We start from the raw sequence: 17,581 nt of genomic DNA, 5'->3' as shown, positions 1-17,581 counted from the left end.
TACGCATGGCCCTTTCCTCTATCTTTGCTCATAAAATGCGTTCTATATTAACAATGCTAGGTATTATTATTGGTATTAGCGCCATTATTACTATCATTTCAATGGGTGATGGTACAAATGCAAAGTTTAAAAAAGAGTTAGGCCAAGGAAAAGATACAGAAGTAACGATTTACTACAACAACCCTGATTACGGAACTGATAGTGCCAAAATTACAGCTGATATGTTAAAACGTCTTCAAACTGTGCCAGGCGTTAAAGATGTTTATCCAGATGTAAGTATGAAAGTAAAAGCATCTTCTGGTTCAAAAGATGTCTCTCTTGATTTAAGAGGTGGAACAGGCGCCTTCATGACAGATGCGAAAATAAAATTAGTTCACGGTCGTGAATTAAATGATAGTGAATTAAAGCAAGCGATTCCTGCTGTTATTTTAAATGAAGAAGCTTTCAATAAATTATTTAACGGCTGGGAATCAAATTTATACACTGATATAAAAGGAAAGCCATATAAAGTAGTCGGTGTGTATGAAACGAAAAACGATTTCGGAATGGCTATGTCAGAAGGTTACACATCACTTGAAAACGCTCCTGTAATCTCAGGAGTAACTGAGTATGACTCTGTAAGATTAATATTAACTTCACCAGCAGAACGTAAGAGTGTAGAAAAACAAGCCGCTTCTGTTTTAAACGATATGAAAGCTCCTAAATTTGAGCATAAATTTGAAGCTCAAGATATGGGTGAATTTACGAAGCAACTAGATGAATCAATCGGTATGATGAAAATGGTATTCGGTGGTATTGCTGCTATTTCATTACTTGTTGGTGGTATTGGTGTAATGAACATCATGCTTGTATCTGTAACAGAACGTACACGTGAGATCGGTATTCGTAAAGCACTTGGTGCAACACGCGGTAAAGTATTAACGCAATTCTTAATCGAATCTTGTATTTTAACAGGACTAGGTGGTTTTATCGGATTCATGCTCGGTATCTTCTTCGCTTGGATCGTCTCAATCTTTGCCGGATGGCCACTTGTTATCTCAAAAGAACTTGGACTTCTTTCAGTAGGTATTTCAATGCTAATCGGTATTGCATTCGGACTACTACCAGCTAACAAAGCTGCAAAACTTGATCCAATTGAATGTTTACGATATGAGTAAATAAAAAACGTAGGAGTGTACACTCCTACGTTTTTTATTTACCTATCAAATTGTGTTTCTTCTATTATATATGTTTCACGTTACAACTATCTTTCTAATACTCTTCATTCTTTATAGATACTCGGACTATTATCGAATCCTATTATTGCAAAAATAATATGTAATAGACAAAATACAAGGCGTAATTTTTTCCATACATCGACTTATTTTGTAACAATTCTATCGATATTTCATTAAATTTCACCTCATTTATATATTTCCACAGCCAAAAATATTATTATTTTATAACTAAATTTTCGTTTCAACAGTAAAACACACCATTTTTGTAATACTACAGAAAACAATTAGAAATATTACTGTAACACTATTAACGTTATAGAAATTGAAATACCACTCATTTTATGTTTCACACGCTCTAATCCTCCAAAAAACAATAAGGAAGCGCTATCAGGTTATTTATGGAATTATTACAGAATATTAATGCCCCGTTACGAAAGCTTTGTAATTTTATGTTTTTCGCAAATAAGAAAATAATGGTTGCTATAATGAGGTCAACGAAAACAAATGCAATGGAGGCTATTATGAAAAAATTTATGGGTATAGCAACAGCAGCGGTTTTTGGTCTTGGGATTTTCACAACATCTGCTAAAGCAGAAACAATCGTAACGACTGACGTACTAAACGTACGAGAAAACCCAACTACTGAATCAAAAGTTGTAGGAAAATTATTAGATGGATATAAAGTAAATGTTTTACATACAGAAAACGGATGGTCAAAAGTTAAATTGAATAGCGGTAAAGAAGCTTTCATAAGCGCTGACTATACGAAAGATACTTACTACGTAACAGCAAACGTATTAAACGTACGTGCTGGAGCAAATACAGATTCAGAGATTATTGGTAAGTTAAAACAAGATGATGTAATCGAAACAACACATCAAGTACAAAATGACTGGATTCAATTTGAATATAACGGAAAAACAGCTTATGTTCATGTTCCCTACTTAACAGGTAAAGCACCAGTTAAAGTTCAACCAGCTATTAAAGTTGAAAAAACAACTAAAGTTCAAGACACAGCTAAAGTTCGTGAAGCAGTTAAAGCTGGTGAAGTAGCTGAAACTCAAGCAAAAGCTAAAGCAGAGGCAGCAACTAAAGCTCGTGAAGAAGCTGAAGCTCAAGCAGAAGTTAAAGCTCAGGAAGCAGCTAAAGCTCGTGAAGAAGCTAAGGCTCAAGCAGAAGCTAAAGCTCAGGCAGATGCTAAAGCTCAAGCAGAAGCTAAAGCAGAGGAAGCAGCTAAAGCTCGTGAAGAAGCTAAAGCTCAGGCAGCAGCTGAAGCTCAAGCAGAAGCTAAAGCTCAAGCAGCGGCTAAGGCTCGTGAAGAAGCTAAAGCTCAGGCAGATGCTGAAGCTCGTGAAGCGGCTAAAGCTCAAGAGGCAGCTAAAGCTCGTGAAGCGGCTAAAGCTCAAAAACCAGCTACACAACAACCTGTTGCAAAAGAAACTGAAACAAGCACACCATCATCTTCTCGTGAGTTAAGAGTTGTAGCAACAGCTTACACAGCAGATCCACTTGAAAATGGTTATAAAGCAGGCGACCAAGTAAAATCAGCTTTAGGTCACAACTTAACAGCAAATCCAAACATGAAACTAATTGCAGTTGATCCAAGTGTCATTCCATTAGGTTCAAAAGTATGGGTTGAAGGTTACGGAGTAGCAATCGCTGGTGATACTGGTGGAGCTATTAAAGGAAATAAAATCGACGTTTTAATGCCAGATAAAGGCACTTCAAGTAACTGGGGACGTAAAACAGTTACAGTGAAAATTTTAAACTAATTACTATAAAAAAAAGAGTCAGTCTCATTGTTGAGGCTGACTCTTTTTTTACTCTATTAAACTACTGAAAAATGTCACAGTAAATGAAATTATATCAACGATTTTTCGAATATATCTATCGTAACCTACAATATATCAACGATTTTTCGAATATATCTATCGTAACTTATAATATATCAACGATTCGACAAGAAATATCGATTTATCGACAAATTTTCACATTAAAAGCACTTTACTATTAAAAAGGCGTTCCAAAATTTAGAACGCCCCCTATCTTCCCTATTCTACACAAGTAAACTGTGTCCAAGCCCCTACATAATCTAGTAAGAATAACTCCTCTTCAGCAATTGTACCGACAATATTTTTTCGTTCATCTATCGGCATCTCTTTCAAGATGATTTGCAGTTCACCTTTGTACTTTCCGAATGAGTTGTTACCAATTACAACTTGCCCTCTTTCCTGTAATACACTTTCGCGCACCGGGAAGTCATAGTCTTTGTACTTTTTACGCACTTCTGTAGAACGTACCATATATTCTGTTATGTCGCCGCGTCTTACGTGTAATTCTTGCAGCGTCGCTTTCTTCTCTACTTCCGTTGCTTCGTCTACAAAGTGTACCTTTAGCTGTAAAATGTAACGATTTAAGTTTCCTAATTTCTCTAACTCTTCTTCACTCGCATAAGCATTTCCGATAATCACATCATCAATAAGCTCTGTCGCCCATAAATGTTTCGCTTGTACTTCAATTGGTAAATTACGATGCTCTTCTAACGTACATAAACCGTCGTTAATATCCCATGGACCGATGTTTGCGGCATGTGATGTAATAAAGGCTGCACTGCGAATTCCGTTCTTTTTAAAACGTTCACTACAGCGAATGAAATAGTCGTACGGAAGGCCAGTAAATTTTTGCGGATAAAAATTATGACAACCGATTAAAGCTGATTTATTCGCCTGATGCGAAAGAATATTTTCTAAGTACGCAATATCGTTACTTACATTCAGCTCAATTTTCAAACCATATGGATTATTCGTCATTTTCGCTTCTGTTAAACCGTCAAAGCCTACATCTAAACGAATGCCATCTGCGCCTAACTCCGCAAAGAATGATAGATCACTATAACTAATACCGAGCTGATCAAACACAGCTGGAGCTACATCTAAAATAACTTCCATATTGTTATCTTTTGCATGATTAATAATCTCTTTAAATTCAGCTACAATTTCTTCTTTCGGACGATTCACAGATAATAGACATGTGAATATTCTTGAAAAACCGTGGCGTGCCGCTGCCGAAATATATGCCATATCTTTTTCTTTCGTTGAATGCTCTGGATAAAGTGAAATTCCTAATTTACGCTCCATGCTTTTGCATCTCCTTCACACGTTGTATTAATGCCATGCTCGTAAATCTATATTTTGCAGATAAACATGTTGCACATAAAATGGTCGGTATAATAATTACGTAAGGTGATTGTAAGCTTAGCATTACATATGCACCCATTGAACAACCGATAAACAAAACTGATACGAGTAGTAAAACTAATAAAGATTTACTTTGTACCCATTTCGAATAATGAGCAATGCATTGTCCGATCACAAATGTAATTAAGATGATAATTGCTCCGAGCATTCTGTTTTCTCCTCTCCTGCTATTTGTTGTTTCTCATACATTTTGAAGAATGGATAGTAAATAATAAATGAGATTACAAAGTTAATAATTACAAGTACGCCAGCCATAATTGTCCAGTCCGTACTAATCACTGCTGCAATTGGCGCTAACATCGTAAATGGCAACTTCGCCATCATAAGTGGAATCATACCTGAAACAACTGCGAAATATGATACCGTTGTTGTAACTAACGGTGTAATAACGAACGGAATAATTAAGATTGGGTTCATTACAATCGGTGCCCCGAAAATAATTGGCTCGTTAATATTGAATAAACCTGGCACGAATGATAATCTACCTAACTCTTTTAAGAACTTAGATTTAGAGAACATAAACATAATGACTAAAGCTAACGTTGAACCCGACCCACCAATCCATACGAACCATTGAATAAATTGCTCTGTAAATAAGTTTGGTAACTGATGTGCATTTCCTGTAGCTGTGAACACTTCCATATTTTCAAGAATTGCTGAATCCCACATCGGACGAATGATTGGTCCTAAAATCGCTGGGCCATGAATACCGAATGACCAGAAGAACACGATTAAAAATACTGTTAATAAACCGCCGAATAAATTGTTTCCTACTAATACTGACTTTAATGGTGCAATTAAATATGTGATCGTTGTATTTACATCAAATTTTAAACCGTAACGAATACCCCAGAATAAAAGAATAACTACTAGAGTTGGAATTAATGCTGCAAACGAGTTTGCAACTGCTGGTGGTACACTTTCTGGTAATTTAATCGAAATATTATGCTTAATCATAAAATGATAAATTTCTACTGCAATTAATGCTGTAACAATTGCGCCGAATAAAGACGTGGCACTTAATGTTCCTACTGAAATGTATCTACCCGCATCAATAACACCTGGTACAGCTTTCGTAATTTGAATTGGTTCAACTGATGCTAATAAAAAGGCGAGTACAGAGAGTAATCCTGCACTTAATTGATTGAGCTGATAAAAATTAGCGAGCGAAGCCCCTACCCCAAAAGCTGCGTATAGTGCCATTAAGCCTACTGTAAATCGGAATGGAATATCTAAAATATGACGAAACGGTGCAATCCACTCCATATATGCATCAATTGGTAAGTTTAAAAAGATAACGAAAAATGATCCGACGATCGTTAATGGTAATGTAGAAATAACCCCGTTTCGAATTGCTAATAAATGTCGCTGTCCTGCAATCTTTTGCGTTGTTGGCATAATCTTCTGTTCCATAAAACTCATAAACCCATTCATCAATAGCCCTCCTTTGTTCAATATAACCAAAAGTTATAACATTATAATGTTTATGTTTAAAAAAATATAATTACGCTAAAACTAATTTTTCTGCCTGCTTAAGTACTTTCAAACCGTCACACATGCCATAATCTCGTTGGTTTATAATAGCAACTGGTATATCGTATGACTTTGCAAGAAACGCTACGGCCGGAAATAAATATTTCACTTGCGGACCAATTAAAACGACATCTGCTTCCTTAATTTCAAGCTTCACAAGTTCTGAATCAACTGCCTTAATTTTATAATCCTTCCCTTGTTTCTTCGCCTCTTCTTGCATTTTTCTTACAACCATACTCGTTGACATACCTGCAGCACAACATAATAAAATATACATATTATACTGTCACTTTCTCTTCCACACGTTTATGAAGAGCGATAAATTCTTCAGCAAGTTCTTTCACTGTAATTGCATTCATTAAATGATCTTGTGCATGTACTAACAGTAAACTTATTTCTGCATGATTTCCTCTTGCTTCCTCTTGAATTAAATCCGTCTGAATACGATGAGCTGCTGAAATTTCTTCACTAGCAAGTTCCATCTTTTCACTCGCATTCTCAAAATCTCCTTGTCTTGCAAAAGCGATTGCTTCAAGCGCCGCGCTTCTCGCGTTGCCACCATGTAAAATTAACGCAAATGGAGTTTGCATATCATTCATTTTAACTTCCCCCAAGCTTTGTTTTTCTATATGTTCATCTTATTATGAAAACGCATACAATTAAACATAAAAAACTTCCGTTATGTAACGGAAGTTTTTATATACTTTTTCAATACGATAATAAAATCTCTTGAAAACCTTCAATTAATTCAGCCTGAGTTAATTTCTCTATCGTATTCTGATTAGACATAATATCATATAAAAAATCATAAAGCCGTTGCAAATCTTCATTATTATTGCGCTTCACACTAAATAAAATAATCAATTGTACTTTTTTATCTCCCCACTCAACAGCCTTATCAAGTGTACAAAATATCAAAAATGTTTCCTCACTTAATAACTGCATCGGATGCGGAATCGCCACTAAATTTCCAACCGCTGTCGGAGATGTATTTTCTCTTTCCATAACAGAAGCATAAAAATTTTCTGGCACATAATTTTTCTCAGCGGCTTTCTCACATAAAAATTGAATAACTTCTTCTTTCGTAGAAGCACTACGATTTAAAAAGATTAAATCTTCTTTTATATATTGTTGCACACTATTATTCACATGCGTAAACAATTGCTGACCAATCGATTTAATCTCTTTATCATCAAATATTGAGTTCACCTTTATAACTGGTACAGGCAAACCACTCGGTATATGAATCGTACTAATAATACAATCTATTTTATCTTTATAAAGGTCTTCTACTTTCAATTGATAATAACCTGTAATACCTACAATCTCTAATTTATCTCGAAACTGTGATAAAATTTTATATTTTAATAGTTGTGCACTCCCTTGACCAGTCGCACAAACTAGTAAACATCTTTTCTTTTGATTCTGCTCCTGCAAACGGCTCATCGCTCCGCCGAAATGAATAGCAATATAACCAATTTCACTTTCCGGAATCGTTTCACCCGTATATTCACCAATTATATCTCCAACAAGAACCGCAATTTCAAAAGCATACGGATAATTCTTTTTCACTTCTGCCAAAAGAGGATTTCTCGTATTTAACTTATACTTCAAACGATTTAATAACGTTTTTAAATGAACACCAAATCCAAATAATAATTCTTCATCATAATAAAAAATAAGATTCCGTTCTTCCGCTACTTTAAAAAGAATATGTTGCATAAATGCATATATATCTTTTCCTAATAGCTCTTCTACATTTTCATAGCGATCTCTCGCTGTAACAGCAGTACTTAACAAATGCACCGTCACATATAATACTTCTTCTTCTGGAAATAAAAGTTTTAACTCTTTCTCTAAATCTCCTAAAATCTGCTTCGCAATTGTATATTCTTTCTTTATTATAAGTTCTGATTGCTCTACATGCAGTCCTGTCATATAATGTTGACTTTGACAACGCTTTAATGCGATTGCAATATGAATAACTAGATTATCAATTTCTATATCAGATAAATATATTGTTCCACCCTCAATATACTTTAATATAATTGAACGAATGAGTGATATATGAGGTAACGATACATATGTATCCGTCTGCTCAAATTGCTCATGAAACGGAGTATGTTCATAACGTGGTAAACCATATTGTGATAAACAAGAACGAATATTAAATTCCTCTCCCACAATACGTATACCATAATACGGTCTCTTTTCAATTTGCAATGTATAGCGACCGCATATATCTGTAACATCTTTCATAATTAAATTTACAGTTGATTTACTCACGTAAATCTCTTCTGCTAACTGCGAAAGCTTCACATATCCTTCTGTCGTTAAAACACGTTGTAAAATATACGCAACTCTTTCTTCATAAGAAGTTGGGATCTTTTCCGTCTGTTTTTGAAATAGACTCACACAAAACTCTTCAAATATCTTCGTCTGTATAATTTCTAGTTCATATCCAGTCCCTCTTTGCGATTCGATTTTCGCTCCGTTTTCTTCCAATATATCATTTAATAATTTTATATCCTTTTGAATCGTCTTCGTTGATACATGTAATCGGTTCGCTAAAAAAGCTCGATTTAACATCGATTTCTCTTCTAAAAACTCCTCTAAAATAGAAATTAATCGCTGATGCACCTTTGTCATAGCTCTTCCTCTCGCTCTTTATATATAAAGGGGGAAAAGCTGCTGAAATCAGTAGTTTTTCCCCTTTATATTCTCTCTATTTCTTTAATGTAAATCCGAATTTATCCCAAGCTTGTAAATAATCTAGTAAGAAAATCTCTTCTTCTATAATTCGACCAACTACATTTGTTTTTCCTGTATTTACCATATCTTTTAATGCAATTTGTAATTCACCTTTATACTGGCCATATTGCTCATTATCAATTAAAAGATCGCCACGCTTAATTTCACGCGTATTATGAGGTTTAAACTCTTCTTTTTTATATTTCACACGACTTTGTGTAGAACGAATCATATATTCAGATACATCCCCGCGATAAAAATGAGGTTCTTCTAATATGATAATTCTTTCTAAATTTGTCGTTGTATCGTATAGTTCTATATCAAATGTTTGTTTCTCTTTATTTAACGCACCTAGTGCTTGTAATTCTTCTTCTGAAGCATAAGCGTTCGCAATGATAACATCATCAATTAATTCTGTCGCAAATAAATGCTTCGCTTGCGTTGTCATCGGTAATTCACGATGCTCTTCTAACGTACATAAACCTTCTGTTACTGGCCAAGGTCCGTATGTTGCATCAAATGATGAAATAAATGCAGCTGTTCTCATGCCGTAATCTTTAAATTGTTTCGAGCATGTAATGAAATGATCGTATGATAACCCAGAATAGCGGTGCGGATAAAAATTATGACAGCCAATTAAATTTTCACGATTTGGTCTATGACTCATAATGTTATCTACATACTTTGTGCCGTTACTCATATTGATTTCAATTTTTAAGCCGTACGGATTGTACGTCATAATCGATTCTTCTAATCCTGAGAACCCGACATCTAAACGAATACCGTACGCACCTAGTTCATGGAAGAACGATAAATCGTTATATGAGATACCAAGCTGTTCAAAAACAGATGGACTAATATCAACTAATACTTGGAACCCTAATGCATTCGCATGAGAGATCGTTTCTTTAAATTCTTCAATAATTTTCTCTTTTTCTCCATCCACAGATAGTAAACATGTGAACACACGTGTAAATCCGTATTTACTTGCTAATGTTACATATTCCTTATCTTTCTCTACCGTTGAATGTTCTGGATAAATAGAAATACCTAATCGTCTCATATGTACACGCCTCTTTCTTCATTGTTTTGTAAACCTTTTCAAATATATGTAGTAAAAAAGTATATATCCCCTTCTCATTCACTACCTTTTGAATCCGCTTTCTTTAAAGAAAAAACAATTTCTATCATTCATAACAACTACAAGTCTATACATCTATACTTTACATCTTTTTTTCATAGTTGTGTAGCGTTTACACAAATTTGTCAGTTTTTCATTTTAAAAATTGTTATCCGCTTTCAAGACACCTTCCTTGACTGCTACATTGACCAATACATATACTCAAAAGAAAAGAGATAAAGTGAAACTTTAATCAGTGGGGGTTTTGTTCATCCCCCACCGATTATTAGCCTTCACCAATCGGGCGTTTGCGGGCAGCAGGGCTTCCACCTAACGTCTTTGCTCCAGCCAGATTTTGAGGTGGGAATTTTACTGTCCGCAAATAGCGGAAAAAATGTATATAGGGGATGAATATATGGGAGAGGCAATACTCGTAAAACGAGAACCGTTATGGACAAAAGAGTTTGTTGCTTTAATTTTTGCAAACTTATGTATGTTTTTAGGGTTTCAAATGTTAATTCCAACTTTACCTGTTTATGTGAAAGAAATCGGTGGCACAAGTTCAAATATCGGATTGGTCGTCGGTATGTTTACCGTTGCGGCACTTTTTGTTAGACCGCTAACTGGAAACGCCTTACAGAAATTTAATAAAAAAATCATTTTAATGATCGGTACTGCTATTTGTTTACTCGCTATGGGCAGTTACCTTTTCGCCTCTACCATTTTTCTCTTGCTTGCCGTTCGTATTTTACACGGAGCTGGCTTCGGTATTACAACGACTACATATGGAACTGTCGTTTCTGATTTAATTCCAGCAGCTCGCCGCGGGGAAGGCATGGGATATTTCGGACTTTCTGGAACCATTGCAATGGCTCTCGGCCCACTAATCGGACTATGGCTTATGCAAGCATATAATTTCAACGTTCTTTTTTTATGTGCACTTTCATGCACAATCGTTTCATTAATTTTAACGAAACTACTTCAAATCCAAAAAACGAAACAACCACCAAAACAATCATCTGATACTTTTCTCGATGGATTTATTGAGCGCAAAGCTTTACTTCCTTCATTATTAATATTATGTATTACATTAATGTACGGAGGAATCGGCAGCTTTATCACACTATTTGCTACCGAAGTTGGCATTGCTGATATTAGTCTCTTCTTTTTATGTAACGCGCTAGCAATCGCTGTAACTCGTCCATTTTCCGGAAAGTTATATGATGCGAAAGGCCATACATTCGTCATCATTCCAGGGGTTATTATAACGTTCGCAGGTATTATTTTATTGTCGTATACAACGACAATTCCGAGCTTAGTTATTGCGGCAGCCTGTTACGGAAGTGGCTTCGGAGCGATTCAGCCTGCGCTACAAGCATGGATGATCGACCGAGTAGCACCGCACCGACGAGGAGTCGCAACAGCTACATTCTTCTCAGCATTTGACCTTGGAATTGGTGCGGGAGCGATTATTTTCGGATTCATTGCACATTTTACAAACTATGCGACTGTATATCGTTATTCTTCCCTATTACTTATTGCTTTTCTGTTCATTTACATTACAAGTATAAGAAAACAAAAGCACGGAGATAAAAATACAGAAAAAGCTGCTGGATAATTTAGCGGCTTTTTTTTCTTGCAAAAAAAGACTACTTAATAAATATTAAACCCCATGTTGGCTTTATAAAACTACATGCATTTCCCTACATATTTTTTTAACTATCATCAAAAAATATACAATGAACTTGTAGAAGATTTCTTTGATATACAATTGAATAATACTATTCTAAAAAGTGTGATTTCTTTACAAAAACACTATTTACAAAAGACGAAAACCATTAAAATACAGCTGTTTCTTTAAAGAATTGTAAACTTTTCACCTCTTTGTAAATTTAGTGTAAATTTTACTAGTAAACCGTTTACAGTGCCTCAAGGTTTAGTTAATAATTACATCGTACATGAAATTTAAGGAGTGGAATGCGTGGAATATAATGTTCAAGAAATGATCTTCCAATTCATTGGTGGATTAGGTATTTTCTTATTCGGGATTAAATACATGGGCGATGGACTGCAACAAGCAGCTGGAGATCGTCTTCGCGATATTTTAGATCGTTTTACAACGAACCCACTTATGGGTGTACTAGCAGGTATGTTAGTTACTGTATTAATTCAATCAAGTTCAGGAACAACCGCTTTAACAGTTGGACTTGTAAGTGCCGGATTTATGACATTAAGACAAGCAATTGGTGTTATTATGGGTGCGAACATCGGTACGACAGTTACTGCATTTATTATCGGGATTAAAATCGGAGAATACGCTCTCCCAGTTATGGCAGTTGGAGCGATTTTACTATTCTTCTTTAAAAATAAAAAAGTACATTCTGTAGGTCAAGTTGTATTCGGTTTTGGTATGTTATTCTTCGGTTTAGAATTAATGAGCGCAGGTATGAAACCTCTTCGTTCATTAGAGGCATTCCAAGATTTAATGATTAGCATGAGTGATAATCCAATTTTAGGAATTATTGTCGGTACAGTCTTCACTTTAATTGTCCAAAGCTCAAGCGCAACAATCGGTATTTTACAAGAATTATTCGGTCAAGGTGCAATCGATTTACAAGCTGCCCTTCCTGTATTATTCGGTGATAACATCGGTACGACAATTACAGCAGTATTAGCAGCAATCGGTACTTCAATTGCAGCAAGACGTGCAGCATTAGTTCACGTTATCTTTAATATTATCGGTACCATTATCTTTACGATTATATTGATACCATTTACAAATTTAATTCAATATTTCCAAACGTCATTAAACTTGAATCCAGAAATGACAATTGCATTTGCACACGGAACATTTAACGTAACGAATACAATCATTCAGTTCCCATTCATTGCAGTATTAGCCTGGATTGTAACAAAAATTATTCGTGGTGAAGATGCAGCTATTAACTTCAAACCACAACATTTAAATCCAATCTTTATTGAACAATCTCCAGCTATTGCTTTAACAGAAGCTCAAAAAGAGATTATCCGTATGGCGGAGTTTTCATTAGATGGATTAAAAGAAGCAAACCAATTTTTAAATACACAAGACAAAAAACACGCTAATATGGCTACTCAATTAGAAGGAGCTATTAACAATTTAGATAAAAAAATTACCGAGTATTTAGTTTTACTATCAGAAAAACCACTTTCATCAGCAGATTCTGAGAAGCATTCTGTTTTAGCTGGTGTTGTTGGAGATATTGAACGTGTCGGTGATCATGTAGAAAACCTTGTAGAACTTGTAGATTTCCAAATTTCAAACCGCGTTTCACTATCAGACGACGCACTAACTGAATTAAATGAAATGCTTGAATTAACAATTTCAACATTACAAGATGCAATCAATGCTTTAACAAACTTTGACACTGAACTAGCTCAAACTGTTATTGCAAAAGAACGTAAAATCGACCAAATGGAACGTGTTCTTCGCAAACGTCACGTAATACGTCTAAACGAACGCAGCTGTTCAGGCGATGCAAGTATCATCTTCGTTGACATGGTAAGTAACTTAGAGCGTATCGGTGATCACGCTGTAAATATCGCTGACGGTGTTTTAGGTGAACAAGGAAAAATCAATTTAAAACAATCATTATAATAGGAAAGAGACGCTCAAGTTAGCGTCTCTTTTTTATTTCATATTTACAACTGTTCTTCCTTTTAACTTTCCTTGCAATATGAGCGAAAACTTCTCATCTAATTTTTCTAATGTACATTCTTCTGTATAAGATAATAGTTCTAAGTTTTTCCACTCTGTCGCTAACAATGCCCACACTTCTCTTCTCATATCTACTGGACATTGTACGGAATCTATTCCTACAAGGCTAATACCTCGCAAAATAAACGGATATACTGTTGTGTGTAATTCATGCCCTGCCACATTACCACATGTCGTTACACAACCGGCATATCGTACCAATTTCAATGCTGTTTCTAACATCTTTCCGCCCACAGTATCGATAACCCCGGCGTATATTCCTTTAAGCATTGGCCTTCCTGATTCATCACTCAACTCTTCACGCTGAATTACCTTCTTTGCTCCTAAACGTAGTAACATCTCTTCTTCTTCCAATTTCCCTGTTGCTCCGACTACGTTATATCCTAACTTACTTAAAATACTAACCGCTACACTACCTACACCGCCCGTAGCACCCGTTACTAAAACATCTCCCATATTAGGCATAATTCCTGCTCCAATGAGCTTATATACCGATAGTGCAGCTGTAAAACCAGCTGTCCCATACATCATACTTTCCTTCAAAGACATTCCTTCTGGTAAAGAAACAATCCAAGATGATGGCACGCGAATATATTCTCCGAATCCACCAGAAGTATTCATACCTAAATCATACCCCGTTACAATAACTTGATCCCCTACCTTAAAGGAACCATCTTCACTACTCACAACTTCTCCTGTAGCATCGATTCCTGGCGTATGAGGATATGTTCTCGTTACACCTTTATTACCAGTAGCTGAAAGCGCATCTTTATAATTTAATGAAGAGTAATGAACTCGTATTAGCACATCTCCTTCAGGTAAACGATTGATTTCTCTCTCAACAAGCTTTCTTTCAAATTGATTATTTTCTTTTTCTTTCACGACGATTGCTCGGAATGATGTATGATCCATTATGCTCTCTCCTTCATCCGTAAAATTCTTCTTTATTATATAGAAGAAATAAGTAGTACTACCAATTTCTTATTGGCTATATTTCAACAAATCTTACTTCTCTCTCACTTTCTCACAATATATATTTTCATTTCTACTAAAAAAACATATACTTATTCTACATCTGAAAAATAACATATAGAAAATCTGACTTTTTATAAATAAATTGAATTTTTACGAAATGTAAATGATTTGTAATGTTTTTTTTCGTCAAATTTCATTATAATAAGTGGATGTGAGTGTCGTATTTCAATCCAAATGAAGGAGTACAAGAAATGGAGCAAAACCCATCTTTGCAAGAAAATACACGCAATAAACCGAAAAAAAGTAAGAAAAAAACAAAAATTATTATAAGCGTCATTCTATTCTTTTTAATAGTAGGAGGCGGTTATACGTGGTTTTTAGTAAATAAAGCATCTTCTGCTGTTCGAAATGCCGCACACGATTTAGCACGCGGTGATAAATCTGATTTACGTGATAAAGCTGTAAAACCTATTACGAACAATGTCTCTGTCTTAATAATGGGTGTTGATGAAAGCGATGTCCGAGGAAAAGAATATGGTGAAGCTATAAGAACAGATGCGCTGTTGCTTGCAACTTTTAATAAAGACAGCAAAACTGTTAAACTATTAAGTATTCCACGTGACACATATACTTATATTCCAGTAGAAAAGAAAAAAGATAAAATTACACACGCTCATGCATTCGGTTCTGCTAAAAACGGTAAAAAGGGTGGACCACAAGCAAGTATCGATGCAGTTGAAAAATTAATGAATGTTCCTGTCGATTACTTTGTAAAATTTAACTTTAAATCATTTATAAAAATTGTCGATGATTTAGGCGGCATTGAAGTCGATGTACCTGTTGAATTTTCAGAACAAGATAGTAATGATAATGCCGATGCAATTCACCTGAAAAAAGGTGTCCAAAAGTTAAATGGCGAAGAGGCTCTTGCTCTTGCTAGAACGCGACACATCGATAGTGATGCAATGCGTGGGCAACGTCAACAACTCGTTATTGAAGCTATTTTAAAGAAAATAACAAACGTTGGATCTGTAACAAAAGTTGGCAACATCATTGATGATATTAACGGACAATTCGTTACAAACTTAACATTCGATGATATGCTTTCATTCTATAAATATGGCGCAGATTCTTCAGTTGAAAAATTACAAATTCAAGGTGATGACTGCTATATGGAAAAAGGTGATGACACATGTAGCAAATCTGCTGGTGGCGGTCGAACATATTACTACAATCCAGATAAAAAAGCACTAGCAAATGTTACGAACGAACTTCGTACTCACCTTGGACTACCTGCCTATACAAAAACTGACTTTGATTCGAAAAAAACAGATTCAGAGAAAACGAAAGACACTAACTCTGAGAGAACAAAAGACACTAACTCTGAGAGAACAAAAGACACTGACTCTGAGAAAACAAAAGACACTGACTCTGAGAGAATAAAAGACACTGACTCTGAAAATACAAACAAACGTGAGTCAAGTAACAACAACCATAATGATAATAACAATGAAGATATAAAAACATCATCTAATAACAATGAATAAAAAGAAACCGTACTCTATGGAGGTAGAGTGCGGCTTCTTTTTTCAAACATGAAAAATCAGAACTTTCCAACTATCTTTTTTAATATTTTTAAATTATAATAAATAATAGTAATCTATTCCAATTACCAGGGGGCTCATACATATGAAAGCTGCAGTAAAACATAACATTTCAGATTTTAAAGACTACTTAAAATCCAACGATATATACATGGAAGAAAATATAGATGAAAATGATGGTTCGGTGCATTTTTCAGTAGGATTAGAAACAGAAGCTGGCGCAAAAATTCAACTTATCGCTGCTTTCGAGAATGAAAATCCGACTGTGGATATATACTGCTTCAATGTTGCTCACGTACCTGACGAAACATCAACAAATGACATTTTACATGTCATCAATGAATTAAACACATCTTACCGATTTGCAAAATTCACACTAAATAAGCAAAATGCAATTGATATTTCAACATCTCTTGCATTCTCAGAACCAAACTTTAATCCAGCACTTGTTTTTGAGCATACGAGAATGCTGTATAAATTAGCGAACGACGAATATAAAAACTTAATGAAAGTTATTTGGGCATAAAGTAAAACTATAATCAGTGACGTTTTACTACCCACAAAACAAAAGGATGGGCTGCAAGCAGCACCATCCTTTTACTTCGATATCATATCAACCCACATTTTAACAGCAGTTCCTACAATTAAAGTGGACAATACATATTGCAGTACTTTTTGATTTAGCCTCTTCCCGACTCGTGCTCCAAGTGGCGCAGCAAATATACTTGCAACCGCAATAATTAGAGCTGGAATGATAACTACTTGCCCAGTAATCACTTTTCCTGTAGTAATCCCTATTGAGGAAATAAACGTAATAGCGATAGATGTTGCGATCGTCATGCGCAGTGGTAATTTTAAAATAACTAGCATAATGGGAACTAAAAGGAACGAACCTCCAGCTCCTATAATGCCTGAAGCTCCCCCTACAACGAACGCTAACAAGCTCGCTAACCATTTATTATACTTCACGTCTCCACTATTATTTTGTTTCGGTACAAACATCATAATAGCTGCAATTGTAGCTAATGCTGCATAAACAACATTCACTGTATGTTCCTCTAATATGTTAGCACCGAAACTCCCTATGAAGCTTCCTATTAATATACTAGCTCCCATATACATAACTAACGTTTTATTCATGTCATTACTTTTTCGGTATGCCCACGCACCTGCAAAAGTTGCAAAGAATACTTGTACCGCTGTAATACCGCTCACCTCATGTGCAGTATAACCAGTAAACCCTAGCAATACTGGAATGTAAAAGATCATCGGATAATTAATAATCGCGCCGCCAATCCCAACCATTCCTGATATAAACGATCCTATAAACCCAATTATAAAAAGTAATACGACTAAGCTCACCTTAC

Annotated in this window: 15 protein-coding genes; 6 read left to right on the top strand and 9 right to left on the bottom strand. The window is 35.3% G+C overall.

Annotated elements, in window-relative coordinates; translation table 11 throughout:
- Positions 1 to 5 precede the first annotated feature (5 nt).
- Together JDS95_RS20810 and entC are read left to right on the top strand one after the other, a co-directional pair.
- Positions 6 to 1,157, top strand: coding sequence for an ABC transporter permease (locus JDS95_RS20810; protein WP_002038017.1), 1,152 nt, complete (start codon positions 6 to 8; stop codon positions 1,155 to 1,157).
- 458 nt (positions 1,158 to 1,615) lie between these two features.
- Positions 1,616 to 2,989 carry a cell wall-binding protein EntC gene (entC, locus tag JDS95_RS20805; RefSeq protein ID WP_000421951.1) on the top strand — a complete coding sequence of 458 codons (1,374 nt, stop codon included), beginning with the start codon at positions 1,616 to 1,618 and terminating at the stop codon, positions 2,987 to 2,989.
- 279 nt (positions 2,990 to 3,268) lie between these two features.
- Here entC and JDS95_RS20800 read toward each other — a convergent pair whose 3' ends face one another.
- The 7 genes from JDS95_RS20800 to JDS95_RS20770 form a co-directional block, all read right to left on the bottom strand.
- Entirely contained in the window at positions 3,269 to 4,354 is a 1,086-nt protein-coding gene (locus tag JDS95_RS20800; RefSeq protein WP_144466910.1) for a DUF871 domain-containing protein, read from the bottom strand.
- Positions 4,344 to 4,622, bottom strand: coding sequence for a hypothetical protein (locus JDS95_RS20795; protein WP_000900041.1), 279 nt, complete (start codon positions 4,620 to 4,622; stop codon positions 4,344 to 4,346). Before JDS95_RS20795 ends, JDS95_RS20800 begins: the two co-directional genes overlap by 11 nt.
- Positions 4,598 to 5,908 (bottom strand): PTS sugar transporter subunit IIC, encoded by a 1,311-nt coding sequence (locus JDS95_RS20790; protein WP_001013063.1) that lies wholly within the window; start codon positions 5,906 to 5,908, stop codon positions 4,598 to 4,600. The genes JDS95_RS20795 and JDS95_RS20790 overlap by 25 nt, the downstream gene beginning before the upstream one ends.
- A 70-nt stretch (positions 5,909 to 5,978) precedes the next feature.
- Positions 5,979 to 6,284, bottom strand: a complete 306-nt coding sequence (locus tag JDS95_RS20785; RefSeq protein ID WP_000275636.1) for a PTS sugar transporter subunit IIB — start codon at positions 6,282 to 6,284, stop codon at positions 5,979 to 5,981.
- A gap of 1 nt (position 6,285) precedes the next feature.
- Positions 6,286 to 6,606: a PTS lactose/cellobiose transporter subunit IIA gene (locus JDS95_RS20780; protein WP_000999234.1), complete on the bottom strand. Its 321-nt coding sequence runs from the start codon at positions 6,604 to 6,606 to the stop codon at positions 6,286 to 6,288.
- Between the two features lie 109 nt (positions 6,607 to 6,715).
- Positions 6,716 to 8,656: a BglG family transcription antiterminator gene (locus JDS95_RS20775; RefSeq protein ID WP_000169810.1), complete on the bottom strand. Its 1,941-nt coding sequence runs from the start codon at positions 8,654 to 8,656 to the stop codon at positions 6,716 to 6,718.
- Positions 8,657 to 8,732: 76 nt separating this feature from the next.
- Positions 8,733 to 9,821, bottom strand: a complete 1,089-nt coding sequence (locus JDS95_RS20770; RefSeq protein ID WP_001253370.1) for a DUF871 domain-containing protein — start codon at positions 9,819 to 9,821, stop codon at positions 8,733 to 8,735.
- A gap of 472 nt (positions 9,822 to 10,293) precedes the next feature.
- Here JDS95_RS20770 and JDS95_RS20765 point away from each other — a divergent pair, with 472 nt between their 5' ends.
- Positions 10,294 to 11,496 carry an MFS transporter gene (locus JDS95_RS20765; RefSeq protein WP_000503249.1) on the top strand — a complete coding sequence of 401 codons (1,203 nt, stop codon included), beginning with the start codon at positions 10,294 to 10,296 and terminating at the stop codon, positions 11,494 to 11,496.
- 363 nt (positions 11,497 to 11,859) lie between these two features.
- Positions 11,860 to 13,515, top strand: coding sequence for a Na/Pi cotransporter family protein (locus JDS95_RS20760; RefSeq protein WP_199690766.1), 1,656 nt, complete (start codon positions 11,860 to 11,862; stop codon positions 13,513 to 13,515).
- A gap of 33 nt (positions 13,516 to 13,548) precedes the next feature.
- On the opposite strand, the gene JDS95_RS20755 is transcribed toward JDS95_RS20760, so the two are convergent.
- Positions 13,549 to 14,613, bottom strand: a complete 1,065-nt coding sequence (locus tag JDS95_RS20755) for a YhdH/YhfP family quinone oxidoreductase (RefSeq protein ID WP_303393717.1) — start codon at positions 14,611 to 14,613, stop codon at positions 13,549 to 13,551.
- 248 nt (positions 14,614 to 14,861) lie between these two features.
- Between JDS95_RS20755 and JDS95_RS20750 the strand changes: the two genes are divergently transcribed.
- Together JDS95_RS20750 and JDS95_RS20745 are read left to right on the top strand one after the other, a co-directional pair.
- Positions 14,862 to 16,157 carry an LCP family protein gene (locus JDS95_RS20750; RefSeq protein ID WP_199690765.1) on the top strand — a complete coding sequence of 432 codons (1,296 nt, stop codon included), beginning with the start codon at positions 14,862 to 14,864 and terminating at the stop codon, positions 16,155 to 16,157.
- Positions 16,158 to 16,299: 142 nt separating this feature from the next.
- Positions 16,300 to 16,740 (top strand): hypothetical protein, encoded by a 441-nt coding sequence (locus JDS95_RS20745; RefSeq protein WP_000642358.1) that lies wholly within the window; start codon positions 16,300 to 16,302, stop codon positions 16,738 to 16,740.
- 71 nt (positions 16,741 to 16,811) lie between these two features.
- On the opposite strand, the gene JDS95_RS20740 is transcribed toward JDS95_RS20745, so the two are convergent.
- Positions 16,812 to 17,576: a sulfite exporter TauE/SafE family protein gene (locus tag JDS95_RS20740; protein WP_000060711.1), complete on the bottom strand. Its 765-nt coding sequence runs from the start codon at positions 17,574 to 17,576 to the stop codon at positions 16,812 to 16,814.
- Between the last annotated feature and the right edge of the window lie 5 nt (positions 17,577 to 17,581).

The organism is Bacillus cereus group sp. N24 (assembly GCF_016483345.1).
Classification (GTDB): Bacteria; Bacillota; Bacilli; order Bacillales; family Bacillaceae_G; genus Bacillus_A; species Bacillus_A toyonensis.
Note: the sequence above shows the minus strand (reverse complement) of the source record. Positions and strands in the feature narration are given on the sequence as shown.

Coding starts and splice junctions, on each gene's coding strand:
- JDS95_RS20810 (WP_002038017.1), top strand. CDS start 6: ATGGCCCTTTCCTCTATCTTTGCTCATAAAATGCGTTCTATATTAACA.
- entC (WP_000421951.1), top strand. CDS start 1,616: ATGGAATTATTACAGAATATTAATGCCCCGTTACGAAAGCTTTGTAAT.
- JDS95_RS20800 (WP_144466910.1), bottom strand. CDS start 4,354: ATGGAGCGTAAATTAGGAATTTCACTTTATCCAGAGCATTCAACGAAA.
- JDS95_RS20795 (WP_000900041.1), bottom strand. CDS start 4,622: ATGCTCGGAGCAATTATCATCTTAATTACATTTGTGATCGGACAATGC.
- JDS95_RS20790 (WP_001013063.1), bottom strand. CDS start 5,908: ATGAATGGGTTTATGAGTTTTATGGAACAGAAGATTATGCCAACAACG.
- JDS95_RS20785 (WP_000275636.1), bottom strand. CDS start 6,284: ATGTATATTTTATTATGTTGTGCTGCAGGTATGTCAACGAGTATGGTT.
- JDS95_RS20780 (WP_000999234.1), bottom strand. CDS start 6,606: ATGAATGATATGCAAACTCCATTTGCGTTAATTTTACATGGTGGCAAC.
- JDS95_RS20775 (WP_000169810.1), bottom strand. CDS start 8,656: ATGACAAAGGTGCATCAGCGATTAATTTCTATTTTAGAGGAGTTTTTA.
- JDS95_RS20770 (WP_001253370.1), bottom strand. CDS start 9,821: ATGAGACGATTAGGTATTTCTATTTATCCAGAACATTCAACGGTAGAG.
- JDS95_RS20765 (WP_000503249.1), top strand. CDS start 10,294: ATGGGAGAGGCAATACTCGTAAAACGAGAACCGTTATGGACAAAAGAG.
- JDS95_RS20750 (WP_199690765.1), top strand. CDS start 14,862: ATGGAGCAAAACCCATCTTTGCAAGAAAATACACGCAATAAACCGAAA.
- JDS95_RS20745 (WP_000642358.1), top strand. CDS start 16,300: ATGAAAGCTGCAGTAAAACATAACATTTCAGATTTTAAAGACTACTTA.